At 74.6% G+C, this 12,613-nt stretch carries 14 protein-coding genes and 1 pseudogene; 5 read left to right on the top strand and 10 right to left on the bottom strand.

Features of this window, described 5'->3' with window-relative positions:
• Positions 1-144 precede the first annotated feature (144 nt).
• Positions 145-513, bottom strand: a complete 369-nt coding sequence (locus AB0P35_RS33800) for a hypothetical protein (RefSeq protein WP_363518529.1) — start codon at positions 511-513, stop codon at positions 145-147.
• Positions 514-863: 350 nt separating this feature from the next.
• Positions 864-1,139: a hypothetical protein gene (locus tag AB0P35_RS33795; protein ID WP_363518527.1), complete on the bottom strand. Its 276-nt coding sequence runs from the start codon at positions 1,137-1,139 to the stop codon at positions 864-866.
• 319 nt (positions 1,140-1,458) lie between these two features.
• On the opposite strand from AB0P35_RS33795, the gene AB0P35_RS33790 reads away from it, so the two are divergent.
• Positions 1,459-2,016: a hypothetical protein gene (locus AB0P35_RS33790; RefSeq protein WP_363518525.1), complete on the top strand. Its 558-nt coding sequence runs from the start codon at positions 1,459-1,461 to the stop codon at positions 2,014-2,016.
• Here the strand turns inward: AB0P35_RS33790 and AB0P35_RS33785 are convergent.
• Positions 2,008-2,196 carry a VOC family protein gene (locus AB0P35_RS33785; protein WP_363518523.1) on the bottom strand — a complete coding sequence of 63 codons (189 nt, stop codon included), beginning with the start codon at positions 2,194-2,196 and terminating at the stop codon, positions 2,008-2,010. The genes AB0P35_RS33790 and AB0P35_RS33785 overlap by 9 nt on opposite strands.
• A 1-nt stretch (position 2,197) precedes the next feature.
• Between AB0P35_RS33785 and AB0P35_RS33780 the strand changes: the two are divergent.
• Positions 2,198-2,543, top strand: a pseudogene (locus tag AB0P35_RS33780) (DUF1345 domain-containing protein); the annotation flags it as partial.
• A 191-nt stretch (positions 2,544-2,734) separates the two neighbouring features.
• Positions 2,735-3,196: a GreA/GreB family elongation factor gene (locus AB0P35_RS33775; protein ID WP_363518521.1), complete on the top strand. Its 462-nt coding sequence runs from the start codon at positions 2,735-2,737 to the stop codon at positions 3,194-3,196.
• Positions 3,197-3,668: 472 nt separating this feature from the next.
• Here AB0P35_RS33775 and AB0P35_RS33770 read toward each other — a convergent pair whose 3' ends face one another.
• Positions 3,669-4,004: a hypothetical protein gene (locus AB0P35_RS33770; RefSeq protein WP_363518519.1), complete on the bottom strand. Its 336-nt coding sequence runs from the start codon at positions 4,002-4,004 to the stop codon at positions 3,669-3,671.
• Positions 4,005-4,229: 225 nt separating this feature from the next.
• Positions 4,230-5,345 (bottom strand): polysaccharide deacetylase family protein, encoded by a 1,116-nt coding sequence (locus tag AB0P35_RS33765; RefSeq protein WP_363518517.1) that lies wholly within the window; start codon positions 5,343-5,345, stop codon positions 4,230-4,232.
• Positions 5,346-5,569: 224 nt separating this feature from the next.
• Here AB0P35_RS33765 and AB0P35_RS33760 point away from each other — a divergent pair, with 224 nt between their 5' ends.
• Positions 5,570-6,586, top strand: coding sequence for a TAXI family TRAP transporter solute-binding subunit (locus AB0P35_RS33760; RefSeq protein WP_363518515.1), 1,017 nt, complete (start codon positions 5,570-5,572; stop codon positions 6,584-6,586).
• Positions 6,587-6,616: 30 nt separating this feature from the next.
• Here AB0P35_RS33760 and AB0P35_RS33755 read toward each other — a convergent pair whose 3' ends face one another.
• The 3 genes from AB0P35_RS33755 to AB0P35_RS33745 form a co-directional block, all read right to left on the bottom strand.
• On the bottom strand, positions 6,617-8,014 hold the full coding sequence (locus AB0P35_RS33755; protein ID WP_363518513.1) for a HAMP domain-containing sensor histidine kinase: 1,398 nt from the start codon (positions 8,012-8,014) through the stop codon (positions 6,617-6,619).
• A complete protein-coding gene (locus tag AB0P35_RS33750) occupies positions 8,011-8,775 on the bottom strand; it encodes a response regulator transcription factor (RefSeq protein WP_363518511.1) in 765 nt (254 codons plus the stop codon). The genes AB0P35_RS33755 and AB0P35_RS33750 overlap by 4 nt, the downstream gene beginning before the upstream one ends.
• Positions 8,776-8,936: 161 nt before the next feature.
• Positions 8,937-10,301: an MFS transporter gene (locus tag AB0P35_RS33745; RefSeq protein ID WP_363518509.1), complete on the bottom strand. Its 1,365-nt coding sequence runs from the start codon at positions 10,299-10,301 to the stop codon at positions 8,937-8,939.
• A gap of 348 nt (positions 10,302-10,649) precedes the next feature.
• Here AB0P35_RS33745 and AB0P35_RS33740 point away from each other — a divergent pair, with 348 nt between their 5' ends.
• A complete protein-coding gene (locus AB0P35_RS33740) occupies positions 10,650-11,780 on the top strand; it encodes a nucleotide disphospho-sugar-binding domain-containing protein (RefSeq protein ID WP_363518507.1) in 1,131 nt (376 codons plus the stop codon).
• A gap of 143 nt (positions 11,781-11,923) precedes the next feature.
• Here AB0P35_RS33740 and AB0P35_RS33735 read toward each other — a convergent pair whose 3' ends face one another.
• Positions 11,924-12,058, bottom strand: coding sequence for a hypothetical protein (locus AB0P35_RS33735; RefSeq protein ID WP_257019348.1), 135 nt, complete (start codon positions 12,056-12,058; stop codon positions 11,924-11,926).
• Positions 12,059-12,230: 172 nt separating this feature from the next.
• Positions 12,231-12,602, bottom strand: a complete 372-nt coding sequence (locus AB0P35_RS33730) for a hypothetical protein (protein ID WP_095875693.1) — start codon at positions 12,600-12,602, stop codon at positions 12,231-12,233.
• Between the last annotated feature and the right edge of the window lie 11 nt (positions 12,603-12,613).

Genomic DNA, 12,613 nt, shown 5'->3' with positions numbered 1-12,613 from the left:
GGCACACCCCTCGGCAAGACCCGCACCTCACATCTCGCCGCCCTCGACCTGGCAGCCTGATCCCCGGCCCGGTTTGCGGATTTCCCAACGGAGTCGGTGAGGCAAGGGCTTTGGGCGGCTGTCGCCCAGGACGACGGGCGACGTTCAGGCTGCTTCGGGCTGCTCGGCCCTCCAGCCGGACGGCAGCTCGACGACCTCGGCGCCGTAGGAGCGGATGTGGTCGACGACAGCGTCGGCGGTCCGGTCGTCCAGCGAGAAGACCCAGCGACCGGGGACCAGGACGGTGTCGACGGCACCGACCGCGACCCGGGCGAGCAGCCGCCGCAGGCGCGGCCGGACGATCCGGCAGGAGACCCCGTTGTCGAGGTGGACCTCGGGCACGCCGAGGCCGAGACGTTCGGCGTGCGCCTCCAGGGCATGGAGGTGAAGCACCATCTGCCACTCGTCGTAGGGGTAGCAGCGCAGGTAGAGCGCAGTGCCTGCGCGGGCCGGGTCGGCGTGCTGGGTGGGCATGGTCGCTCCTCATTGAGCGGGGTGGTGCGCCGACAGCGGGTGGGGACCCGGAGGGCGGCGCGACAGAGGGCGTCTCTCCTGGCGGAGCGGCAGTGGGGGCGGGCCTCCATTGGCCCTCTGCATACACACCATAATGGACTGGACCAACGCCCGATGTCTATACCACACGGCAGCCTGTTTGCGGTCCGCCCCTCCGCCACCGCGGCCCGGCGCGCCGCCAGGACCTCCGGCAGCCGGGCGCCGATCGGACGGGTCCGCCGACGCCCGGCGCGGGCCGGTCGCGCGGCGGCGCCACGCCCCGGGACGGGTGTATGGGGCCGGAACCCCGGCGCCGCCGGTGGCGGCGTTCCTCACATCGGCAGGGCAGGGGGCCGGCCCTCGGCCGCGCCGGACGGTTGACTTGCGGTCCACCGGCCGCAGATCCAGTGGCTGTTGCCATGACCGTACGTACGTCGCTCGCCGGTCGGGCCGGTCACCACGAGGTGGCCGTCCTCGATGGAGAGCCGGTCGCCCTCCGCGACGAACGCCGGCCTGTCCAGTTCGACGTGGAAGTCGGAGCGGAGCCGGAACTCACTGATCAGCATCAACCGCGGCACCGGGGTGACCCCGTCGAATTCCACAAGCACGAGCCGAGCATCCCGGACGGCCCGACGCCACCGCGACCGGTTTCCCCCACCGCGCTGCCGCCGGGCACGGCCGTGCTCCGTCGCCGTCAGCGTGTGCCGCGGCCGCCCGCGCCTGCTCCAGTCCTCGTCGACGGGGGCACCCTGGCGGGCCCGGGCTTCCTCAACGAGGCGTTGTCCGGGCGGCGGCACTGGCCCGCAGGGAGGAATGCACCCTCCGCCTCCGGGCCGAGAGCGCTGGCCGGTGTCCTCCCGAAGCAGGCCGCAGGGCTGGTTCCCGCGACTGACGCCACGTCACTCGTGCGCCGCGACGATGATGGGTATGACCATCACTCAGCCGGACACCGCCGTCCGTGCCCCGAGCCGCTGGGCGGTACGGGTCGCCCACCTGGTGCCGTTCCTCGTTCTGCCGTCCGGACTCTGGCGTCTCCTGCTGGCGACCGGCCACCCTGCCGGGTACACCGAGGCGGGCTACCGGGCCCTGGGGGTCACTGGGTGGGGTGCCGGGTACGTGGTCGGCCTCAGTGCGGCGGGCGAGGTGCTCGCGCTGCTCACCATCGGGCTGGTCCGGCCGTGGGGCGAGGCGCTTCCGCGGTGGCTCCCGCTGCTCGGCGGCCGCCTGGTCCCGGTGCGGGCGGCCACGGCCGCAGCGGCGGCGGGAGCACTCGCGCTGACCGTCCTGTGGACCCCGTTCGCCTTCTGGTGGGCCCTCCCCCACCCCGATCTGACCGCCACCGGGAGGACCGTCGCCGGCCTCCTCTATCTGCCGCTGGTCACCTGGGGCCCGCTCCTCGCGGCCGTCACCGTCTCCTCCTACCGCCACCGCCGGCCCACCGTCCGAACGGACCGTCAGAGCGCTCCCCCTCCGGTCTCAGACTGAGAGGCGGCGCAGGAGTTCGTCCTCGGACACGTCCTCCAGGTGGGCGAGGAAGACCCACAGGTGGCCGGACGGGTCCTTGACGATGACGGTGCGGTCGCCGTGGAACATGTCCTTCGGCGGCTGGACGATCTCGGCGCCCGCGGCCCGCGCCCGCTCGGCGAGCTCGTCGACCTCCGACACGCTCGTGCTGTGGCCCATGGACGCGGCGGCCACCCGCCACAACGCCCGGCGCTTCCCGCCCGTCCTCGAGGAATGCCTCGTCGTGGTGGCCGCCCTGTGCGGACTCGCGGGTATCGTCCTGCTGCTGCTCGGCCGGCATCGACTTCAACTCGGACGACCCGCCGTCGTACCGGGATTTCTTCTACTTCAGCTACAACCTCGGCATGACCTACCAGGTGTCCGACACCAGCGTGACGACGTCGCGGGTGCGGGCGGTCGTCCTGCGGCACTGCCTGCTGTCCTACGCGTTCGGAACCAGCATTCCCGCCACCACCATCAATCTCGGCACCGGCATCGTCACCGGTTGACACCGACGGCCGCGCGACCACCGTCGGTGAGGCACGACGTACTCCGCGTACTCCGCGCAGTCGGCGAAATCCCTTGCGCGGCACGGCGGACGGCCTGCGACTAGCATTTCCGGTGCGGCCTGTGATCGCCCCGAGCGCCATGGAGGAGAGCCCCGAGGCCCTGCCGGGCCGCCGACACCACGGGAGCAGCGATGAACGGCGAACCGGAACCGATCAGCGCGGAGGAGCGCGGCGCGCTGGAGCAGGAACTCGCCGATCTGCGGGCCGAACGCGACCGGGTCGCGGCCACGCTGCGGGACCCGGATTCGCCCGGCGACCAGGCCGACCAGGCCGACGAGCTCCAGCGCGCCTCGGACGTGACGCGACTGGACACCCGCATCTCGGACATCACCCTGCGGCTGCGGGAGGCGTCCGCAGCGGGAGATCCGCGCACCGACGCGGTCGGGGTGGGGAGCACCGTCACCCTGCGATTCTCGGACGGCACGACGGAGACGGTGCAGGTCACCGAGGTCGCCGACGAGGCGGAGCGGACGGCGGTGACCTTCGACAGCCCGCTGGGCCGGGCGCTGATCGGCCGAGGGCCCGGTGACACCGTGCACTACGACACCCCCAGGGGCGCGGCCGAGGCGACCGTGCTGTCCCTCGGGGACTAGCGCGCGACGGCCGGGTGGAGCAACGGCCGGTCACCCCCGGGGCGTGGCGTCGTTGGCCGGGCACGAAGAAGATCACTGCGCTGAGCGCACTCCGTCGGTCGCGCACGACGGACTGGACGCGCGGCTGACGGGAGCGGCGACCCGGGTCCGGTGGACCCGTCTGATTCAGCCAACGATGGGGGCGCTCCAGGCGTCGCGGGCGGGGAGTTGTCGGGACGGGCCCGGCGAGGGCGGACGGGCCCGCCCTGTACGGCTGTCGGAGCGGGCCGACAAGCTGACACCCGATCATCCCGTCAGCCGTGAGCCGTGAGCCGAAGGAATTGCCCCTGTGCGTCCGCCGATCCGTCCGTGCCGCGACCTGTGTGAAGAGTGCTCCCACCGGGGGCGCCCGGCTCGGCGAGGTCGCCGCCGCGCAGAGCTCGTACGGGCTGCTGGCCGACCAGATCGCCGAGCTCGCTGCCAAGAACTGACGTCAGGGCAGTAGGTCCGGGTCGACGTGACCGGAGACGACCTCCCGGATGAGCTCGACGCCGAAAGCCGCGACGGCCGCCGTCACCAGCACCACCAGCGTGCCGAAGAGCAGGCCCGTCCTTGCCCCGCGCAGTGCCGAGCGGAGGCCGAGGTCGGGCGGCAGGACGACCAGGTCCGCCGGCCTACCGGGCGGGTGGGCCAGGGTGACCTCGTCGCCCTCGCGGACGGGCTGCCGCACCTGTAGGTCGTCCCGGGTGGTGGTCGGTCCGTCCGGCCCGGTGAACTCCAGGACGTACCGGGGGCGGCCGCCGGGAGCCCGCGGTGGGTGCACCGCCACGCAGCGGGCGGGTGTGCGGACTCCGCGGCGGCGGACCAGGCCGTGCCGTGCCGGATCTCCGTCACGGCCGCCACGGCCAGGAGCGCCAGAACGGCGAGGCCCGCCAGCGAGACCAGTGCGACGTACAGCTCGGTGACCACGCCCGGCGCCCTCCCCGCAGCGGCCCGCTGCAACGACCCTGCAGGGAGGAGCTGTTCCCCGATCGGCGGCCCCGGACACCCGGGGTCAGGGGAGGTAGTCCGCGAGCCCTGCGGGGCGCAGTCCGGCCGCGTCGGCGGCGGCGAGCACCCGGGCCAGGTCGGTGGCGAGGGTGTCGGTGAAGTGCAGCAGGACGACGTCGCCGGGGCGCAGCGGCCCGCCGTGGTAGACGTTGGACGCGCCCCAGCTGAAGTCGGCGGTGGCGGTCATCACGGTCGTCATGCCGCAGTTGGCGGCCGCCTGCAGGGTGTCGGCGTTCCAGGCGAGGTAGGGCGGGCGGAAGATCTTCGGCGTGGTGCCGGTGCGGCGCAGCACGGCGTCGCGGCTGCCGCAGATCTCGGCCTGCTGTTCCTCGGCGCTCAGGGTGGTGAGGTCGCGGTGCGAGACGCTGTGGGTCTGGATCGAGGAGCCGGGTGCGGCCGTCACCTGCCGGAACCAGTCGGGGTCGAAGCCGAGCGGCATCGGCAGCGGGAAGGCGGTGACGGGCAGCTTCCGGTCGGCGAGGAGGGCGGCGGCCTCGGGTGTGCGCTGCCAGCCGTCGTCCACGGTGACGAAGACGACGGGGTCGGTGGTGGGGACGTTCCACAGGGCGCGTGCGGGGGCGGGGGCGGGGCCGTCCACCCGGACGTCGTCGGCGGCGTAGGCGCCCTGGCCGTACCAGCTGTGCAGGTAGAGGCGGACGGCGGTGGTCGCCGCGCCGGTGGTGAAGGAGGTGGTGAGCTGCTGCCATGCGCCGCCGGTGTCCGGGGTCCAGGCGGGTGCGACGTCGTGGCCGGTGCCTTCGGCGCCGAGGAAGACGTAGGCGCCGCGCACCCAGGCGGAGACCGTGTAGGTGGTGCCGGGGCGGACGGCGAGGATCTGCTCGCAGCGGCCGGTGGAGTCGTCGCCCGCCGGGGTGACGGCCAGGGCGGAGGTGCCGCTGCGGGCCGTGCTGCCGAGGGCGGCCTCGCCGACGGTGCACTGCCAGCCGGGGATCGCGCCCCAGTCGTCGAGCGGCAGTGCGGGGATCTCGAAGCCCGGGTTGGTGGCGAGGTTGGCGGCGTCCGGTGTGTCGGCGTGGGCGGCGCCTGAGGCGAACGGGCCGGCGACGGCCAGGGCCGTGCCCGCCGCGCAGGCGGCGAGGCGGTGGAGGAGTCCGGACACGGAATGGCTCTCCCGGAGTGGGCGATGGCTGGTGGAGGCTCCCCGAGGGAGGGGAGGTCGCGCCGTCCGACCGCGCCCGGACCGGGCCATACCCTGTCCTGGCGGGAGCCGCCCGTCAAGGGGCCGTGACGGGTCGTCACCGGGTGCGTGGTGACCGCCGGCTCCTCAGGTCCCGCCGCATGTACGGTTTCGGAGCGGGGGTGCGGCGGTCTACCCTTCCCGGCATGGCCGGCCCGATGATCTCCCACTCCCCCGCGGCGCCGCCGCGGCCGGGCCCGGGACGCCGGGTGGTGCTGGGACGCCGGGTGGTGCTGGGGGCCGCGCTCGGCTGGGGTGCGGCCGGGCTGGCCGGGTGCGGGGCGGGCCGGGAGCCGGTGCAGCGGCTGCGGTTGGCGACAGGGCCGGAGGGCGGGCCGTACAACGCGTTCGGGCGGGCCCTGGCCGCGGCGACGCAGGGGCACGCACCGGCGGTGGTGCCGCTGGCGACCGCCGCGAGCGTGGACAACCTGCACCGACTCGACGACGGGTCGGTCGAACTGGCGCTGGCCATGGCGGACACCGCCGAGGACGCCGTCCGCGGCCGGAACTCCTTCGGCCGCCCGCTGCCGGTGGCCGCACTGGCCCGCATCTACGTCAACTACACCCATCTGCTCGCCCCCGCTGACGGGCCGGTGCGCACGGTCGCCGACCTCGCCGGGCGGCGCGTGGCGGTCGGCGCGGACGGCTCCGGCGTGCAGGTCGTCGCGCGGCGGCTGCTGGAGACCGCGTCGCTGACCGGGGGCGCCGGGCGGGTGGCCGAAGTCCCGCTCGCGCTCGGCGAGTCCGTGGCCGCCCTGTGCGCGGGTCGGGTGGACGCGCTGTTCTGGTCCGGCGGGGTGCCGACCCCGGCCGTCGCGGAGCTCGCCCGCGAGCTGCCGCTGCGTGTGCTCGCGCTGGACGGGCCGGCGGGGGTGCTCCGCGCCCGCTACGGGCCCGTCTACACCGCGGCCGAGTTCCCCGCCGGGGTCTACGGGCTGCGGGAGCCGGTCGGCACCGTCGGCGTCGGCAACTACCTGCTGGCCCGCACCGACGTGCCGGCGGACGCGGTGTGCGCGGTGCTGCGTACGGTCTTCGACGCCTGGCGGGACCTGCTGCGCGAGGTGACCGCCGGGGCGCGGCTGGAGCCCCGCTTCGCCGTCTCCACGGGGGCGGTGCCGCTGCACCCGGGGGCGACCGCCTACTACCGGTCGGTCTACGGCTGACGTGGTCGGACCGATGCCGGAGCCGCCCGACTACGGCTGAGTCCGCGGGGCGGCCGGGAGCCGGAAGTCCACGGCCAGGCCGTGCGGTTCGGCCGGCCGCACCCTCAGCCGGCCGCCGCTCATCCGGGCGATCTCGTCGGCGATGGCCAGGCCGAGTCCGCTGCCGGGCAGGTTCTGGTGCTCCGGCGCGCGGGTGAAGCGCCGTACCAGCAAGGGCAGTTGGTCGGCCGGGACGCCCGGCCCGGTGTCGGTGACCTCGATCGTCACGCTGTCCGCTCCGGTCTCCTCCCCGGTGCCCCGAGCCGCGAGGACGGTGACCCGGCCGCCGGCCGGGACGAACTTGGCGGCGTTGTCGAGCACGGCGTCGAGGATGCGGCCGGTCGCGTCCGGCACCGCGCGCACCCGCAGGCCGGGTGCGGTGTCCGCGGTCAGGTGCAGGCCGGCGGCCGCGAACACCGGCTCCCAGGCGGCCACCCGCGCGGCCACCGCCGCCGACAGGTCCTGCTCCACCGGGTGCGCAGTCGCGGCCTCGACCCGGGCCAGGGCGAGCAGGCCGTCCAGCAGTTCGCCGAGGCGCTCGGCCTCGTCCAGGGCCCGGGTGTGCTCCTGCCGGCCGGGGCCCGGCGGCAGGTGCGGCTCCACGTTCTCCAGCTGCAGCACCAGGGTGGCCAGCGGATTGCGCAGTTGGTGGGAGGCGTCGGCGACGAACGCGCGCTGGCGGGTCAGCGCGTCGGCGACGGCCTCCGCCATGGTGTTGAAGTTGCGTCGCAGACGCCGCAGTTCGGGCGGCCCGGCGTCGAGGGCGGCGCGGGCCCGCAGGCTGCCGGCGGCGAGCTGTTCCACGGCGCGGTCGAGGTCGCCGACCGGGCGCAGCAGCCAGCGGGCGGTCCCGGCGGCGACGAGCGCGGCGGCGGCGAAGGCGGCGAGGGCACCCGCCGCGATGAGCGCCCAGCGCAGCAGCACGTCGTGGCGGGCGGCGTCGGTGGGGACGGTGAGCAGCACCGCCCCGCTGACCCGCTCGTCGTGGCCGACGGGTTCGGCGAGGACGACGGTGCCCGGGCCCCAGGGCCGGACGGTGGGCAGCCGGTCGGTGGAGCGGCCGGTGAGGGCGCGGCCGCGGGCCTCGGCGGCGGCGGGGCCGTCGTCGGCCGGTCCGGAGCGGCCGACGGTGCGGCCGGCCGCGTCGACCACGTCCACCCCGGCCCGGTAGAGCTCGGCGTAGCGGGTGGTCTCGGCGGCGAGTTCGGCGCGGTCGGCGTCGGTGCGGACGCGGTCGGCGAGTTCGGCGAACCGGACGGCGTCTGCGCGGCGTTGCAGCAGCAGGTGTTCGGTGCGGCCGCGGGCGTAGGCGTCGGCGAGCGGGAGCGCGAGCAGCAGGGTGGCGACGGCCATCAGGGCGGTCAGGACGGTGAGGAGTCGGCGTCTCATGCGGAGCCGTCCTCCCGGCCCGCGCCGCCCAGGGGGTCGGCGGTGCGGGGTTGCTCGGCGGTACCCAGCGGGTCCGCGGTGCCGAGCGGATCCGCGGTGCCGAGTTGGTAGCCGAAGCCGCGGACGGTGCGGACCAGGTGGGGGCGGCCGGTCTTGGCGCGGATGCCGGCGACGTGCACGTCCAGCGAGCGGGAGGCGGCGAGGAAGGCGTCGCCCCAGATCCGGTCGAGGATCTCCTCCCGGGAGTGGACCTGGGTGCGGCGGCCGGCGAGGTACGCGAGGACGTCGAACTCGCGGCGTGTCAGGTGTACGGGCAGGCCGGCGACCACGACCGTGCGGGCGGCGAGGTCGACGGCGACGTCGCCGACGGCGATCCGCGGACCGGCGGGCTCGGTCGGGGTGCCGGGCCGGTCGGTGCGGCGGCGAACGGTGTCGATCCTGGCCATCAGTTCGGCCATCCGGAACGGTTTCACGACGTAGTCGTCGGCGCCGGCGCGCAGGCCCTGCACGATGTCGCGTTCCTCGCAGCGGGCGGTGACGACGATCAGCGGCGCATCGCAGACCGCGCGCAGCCGGCGCAGCAGGTCGAGGCCGTCCAGGTCGGGCAGGCCCAGGTCGAGCAGGACGAACTCGGCCTCGTGGACGAGCCGCAGGGCGTCCAGGGCGCGCCCGACCCGGCGGGTGGTGTGGCCGCGCTGGGCGAGGGCGGTGCCCAGGGCGCGGGCCATCCGGTCGTCGTCCTCGACGAGCAGTGCGTGCATCGGCGTGTCCCCCTCGGCGTGGCGGCCACGGGTGGCCGCGGCGACCATCCTGACCTGCGGCGGCAGCCACCGGAAGCCCCCGGGTAGCGGGGCTCGCGGTGGCCGTCGGAGCTCGGTGCCGTGAGCGGACGTGAGCGGCTCTCAGCGGACGTGAGCGACCGTCAGCGGACGGCCGGTGCCGCGGCGCGGTCCGGAGCGGTCCGCTCCTCGCCGGGGGTCAGGGCGACGCCGCGGGTGTCGGGCATCAGGACGTAGGCGATCAGGGAGACCAGGGCGCAGGCGGAGACGTACCAGAAGAACGCCTTCTCGTGCCCGGCGTTCTTGAACCAGAGCGCCACGTACTCCGCGGTGCCGCCGAAGAGGGCGTTGGCGATCGCGTACGGCACGGCGACGCCGAGGGCCCGGATCCGGGTCGGGAAGAGTTCGGCCTTCACGGCGGCGTTGATCGAGGTGTAGCCGGTGACGACGACCAGGGCGAGCAGGGACAGTCCGAGCGCCGGCCAGTACGAGGACGCAGAGCCGAGGGCGGTCATGATCGGGTAGGTGCCGAGGGTGCAGCCGACCGCGAAGGTGATGAGCAGCGGTCGGCGGCCGATCCGGTCGGAGAGCAGGCCGGCCAGCGGCTGCAGGGCGGCGAAGACGGCGAGCGCGGTGAAGCTGACCAGGGTCGCGGTGTTCTTCGCCATGCCCGCGCTGCCGATCAGGTACTTCGTCAGGTAGGTGGTGTAGGTGTAGTAGGCGACGGTGCCGCCGAGCGTGAGGGCCATCACCATGACGGCCTGCCGGCGGTGCGCCCACAGGGCGCGCACGGTGCCCCGGGTGTCCGTGCCGCGGCCGCCGGCGCCGGCCTCTGCGGTGAACGCCTCGGTCTCCTGCAGGCGGCGGCGCAGCCAGAACACCACCAGGGCGAAGAGCGCGCCCACCACGAACGGGATCCGCCAGCCCCAGCTCTTGAGTTCGGCGGTCGTCAGGGTGTGCTGCAGGCCGATCAGGATGCCGAGGCCGAGCAGCTGACCGCAGGTCATCGACACGTACTGCAGGGACGATCCGAGGCCGCGCCGGTTGCGGGCGGACGCCTCGGTCAGGAAGGTGGCGCTGGCGGCGTACTCGCCGCCGATGCTCATGCCCTGCAGCAGCCGGGCCAGCAGCAGCACGACCGCGCCGAGGTAGCCGGCCCGGTCGTAGGTCGGGGCCACGGCGATCAGCAGGGCGGCCACCGACATCATGGTGACGGTCAGGGTGAGCGCGCTCTTGCGGCCGTGCCGGTCGGCGGCGCGGCCCAGCACCCAGCCGCCGACCGGCCGCATCAGGAACCCGACCGCGAAGATCCCGGCGGTGTTCATCAGCTTGGTGGTCGGGTTGCCGCCGGGGAAGAAGGAGTCGGCGAAGTAGATCGCGAAGCTGGCGTAGACGAACCAGTCGTACCACTCGACGAGATTGCCGAGCGATCCGCCGATCAGGGCGAGACGCCGCGCGCCGCCGCTGGCGGGCTGCGGCGACGGAGGGATGACACGGGACGGGGACATGACGGCTCCGCGGGAAGGGCCCGTGGGGGCGGGGGTGGGTGCCCCGAGCGTGCTGCCCCCGGCCGTACCGCGACAAGGGCGCGCCCGCAGATCTAACATCCCGCTAAGACAGCGGCCCCGGGGGCCGGCCACCGGGGCCGAGGGGCGACTCCGCCGGACGGCGAGACAATCGGCAATCGGCAATCCACGCGATGTCCGATTATCGACGGTGGCGGGAACATGTGCTGATGGCCCGTCAGTTGGCCAGGGCGGAGGTCGCGTGCCCCGGGCCCACGCCACACGCAGCGTACGGCGGCGCCCGTGGGTCCGGCCCCGGAAGGCCCCATCGACCAACCCCCGGGAGAATCCGTGCGCGTACTCTTCACCGGCCCGGCAGCGCCGAGCCACCTGTTCCCGATGGTGCCGACCGCGCAGGCCCTGCGGGCCGCGGGACACGACGTGCTGATCGCCGTCCCGAAGCCGATGGAACAGCTCGGCATGGCGGGCTTCCCGGTGATCGGGATCGGTGACGGCAGGCCACTGCGCGAATCGTTCGAAGCCGTCAGCGGCGAGGAGGGCACGAGCTACGCCAAGCCCGACCTGACCCAGGACCAGATCCTCGACATGGCCGCCGCCGCCTTCGCACACGCCTCGCGCTCCACGGTCGACGACCTGCTGGAGATCGCCCGCGCATGGGAGGCCGACCTCCTGGTCCACGACTCCTGCATGGCCGCGGCGCAGCTGGTGGCCGCCCAGCTCAAGATCCCGGCGGCACTGCAGAACTTCGGTCTCTCCTCCGGCCTCGACATGGCCGCGCGACTCGCGGGCCACGTCACCGACCTCTACGAGCGACACGGCGTGCCCGCCCCGGCCCGGTCCACCCCCCTGAACATCGTCCCGGCCTCCCTCGGCGGTGACCCGGGCGGCTTGCGGATGCGCTGCATCCCCTACAACGGCGGCGGCAGCATACCCGCCGACCTGTTGCGTCGCGGGCCCCGGCCGCAGGTCGCCGTGACCCTGGGCACGGTCATCACCCGGCTCGACGGCCTGCAGGCGATCACCCAGCTCATCGAGGCGGCCGCAGCGGTCGATGCCGAGTTCCTGCTCGCCCTCGGTGACGCAGATCTCAGCGGCCTCGGCAGCCTTCCGGCCAATGTACGGGCGCTGCCGTGGGTACCACTGGCCGAACTGCTGCGCGTCTGCGACGCGGTGGTCCACCACGGCGGTGCAGGCAGCTCGCTCACCGCCGTGCAGGCCGGCATCCCGCAACTCCTTCTCCCCCAAGGCGCAGACAACTTCATCGTCGCCGACACCCTCGCCGCCACCGGCGCCGCCCTGCGCAGTGACTCCCGGGACGTCGACTCCGAGCTGCTCGCCCGGCTCCTCGCCGACCCGGCCCTCCGAACGGCCGCTGCCATCCTCCGGGCCGAGAACGACGCCCTCCCCACGCCTGCCGCCCTGGTCCCCGACATCGAAGCCCTCGCCACCGCCCCCTGTTGACCTGCCCACCTGGGGACGCGGCGGCGACACGATCGACACCGCGGCGACCATCACCGGCCGGGAATGGGTGGCCGTGGAGCTGCCCGTCACCCGGCGCCGCTTCCGGACCGCCGACGGCTTCGACGCAACGATCCGACCATTCGTCAAATCTGCTCGTGGAGCGGTCCGCCCCGGTAGGTGGCGTGAAGGTGGGCGAGGTAGTCCGCGGGGTCGGCGTGGGGACGGTCCTGGGCACCGCGGCGGTGCAGCTCCAGGCGGGCGTCACGGTGCAGCCGCACGGTGGTGGTGGCCCGCCGGGTCGGCGGGGTCGCCGGCGGACGCCGCAGAACGGGCCGCCTGGGCGGGTGGAGTCCTGCGGTGGAGGGCGCGGCTTGGGGCTCCGTATGACGATCGGTCTGAGCGGTCGCCGCCCCGGGGCCGTGGGGGGCTCGTCGGGGCGGCGGGTGTGCTTCAGGCGTCGTCGTCCTCGCTCGGTGTGGGGCCGGGCGGTGGGGGTTGGGGCGGGTGGGGAAGGGCCTGGAGATGGGTGCGGTGGACGGCGATGTAGAGGCCGCTGGGGGTGACGACGCCGCAGTACCGGTCGGCCTCGACGAGGAGGGCGAGGGCGGTTCCGGCGGGCAGGATGCCGTCGGGCGGCCCCTCGGGCCGGTGGTGGTCGTACCAGTAGGGCTGGTCGGCGTCGAGCGTGTGGGTGAAGCGGTTGGGCGGGGGGCGCACCACGTTGTCCCTGGGGACCACGGACTGGCTGCCGAGGACGGAGACCTCGGGACGCCGGACGGTGTAGGGCTGTTCCCTCGGGCGCGGTCGGTCGTTGTCCGCCATGGCGGGTGCGC

The organism is Kitasatospora sp. NPDC085879 (assembly GCF_040686255.1).
In the GTDB taxonomy this organism is placed as follows: Bacteria; Actinomycetota; Actinomycetes; order Streptomycetales; family Streptomycetaceae; genus Kitasatospora.
The sequence above is the reverse complement of the archived record's forward strand: the minus strand, read 5'-3'. Positions and strand labels throughout refer to the sequence as shown.

Coding starts and splice junctions, on each gene's coding strand:
- AB0P35_RS33760 (WP_363518515.1), top strand. CDS start 5,570: ATGGCCGGCCCGATGATCTCCCACTCCCCCGCGGCGCCGCCGCGGCCG.
- AB0P35_RS33790 (WP_363518525.1), top strand. CDS start 1,459: ATGACCATCACTCAGCCGGACACCGCCGTCCGTGCCCCGAGCCGCTGG.
- AB0P35_RS33755 (WP_363518513.1), bottom strand. CDS start 8,014: ATGAGACGCCGACTCCTCACCGTCCTGACCGCCCTGATGGCCGTCGCC.
- AB0P35_RS33745 (WP_363518509.1), bottom strand. CDS start 10,301: ATGTCCCCGTCCCGTGTCATCCCTCCGTCGCCGCAGCCCGCCAGCGGC.
- AB0P35_RS33750 (WP_363518511.1), bottom strand. CDS start 8,775: ATGCACGCACTGCTCGTCGAGGACGACGACCGGATGGCCCGCGCCCTG.
- AB0P35_RS33800 (WP_363518529.1), bottom strand. CDS start 513: ATGCCCACCCAGCACGCCGACCCGGCCCGCGCAGGCACTGCGCTCTAC.
- AB0P35_RS33730 (WP_095875693.1), bottom strand. CDS start 12,602: ATGGCGGACAACGACCGACCGCGCCCGAGGGAACAGCCCTACACCGTC.
- AB0P35_RS33775 (WP_363518521.1), top strand. CDS start 2,735: ATGAACGGCGAACCGGAACCGATCAGCGCGGAGGAGCGCGGCGCGCTG.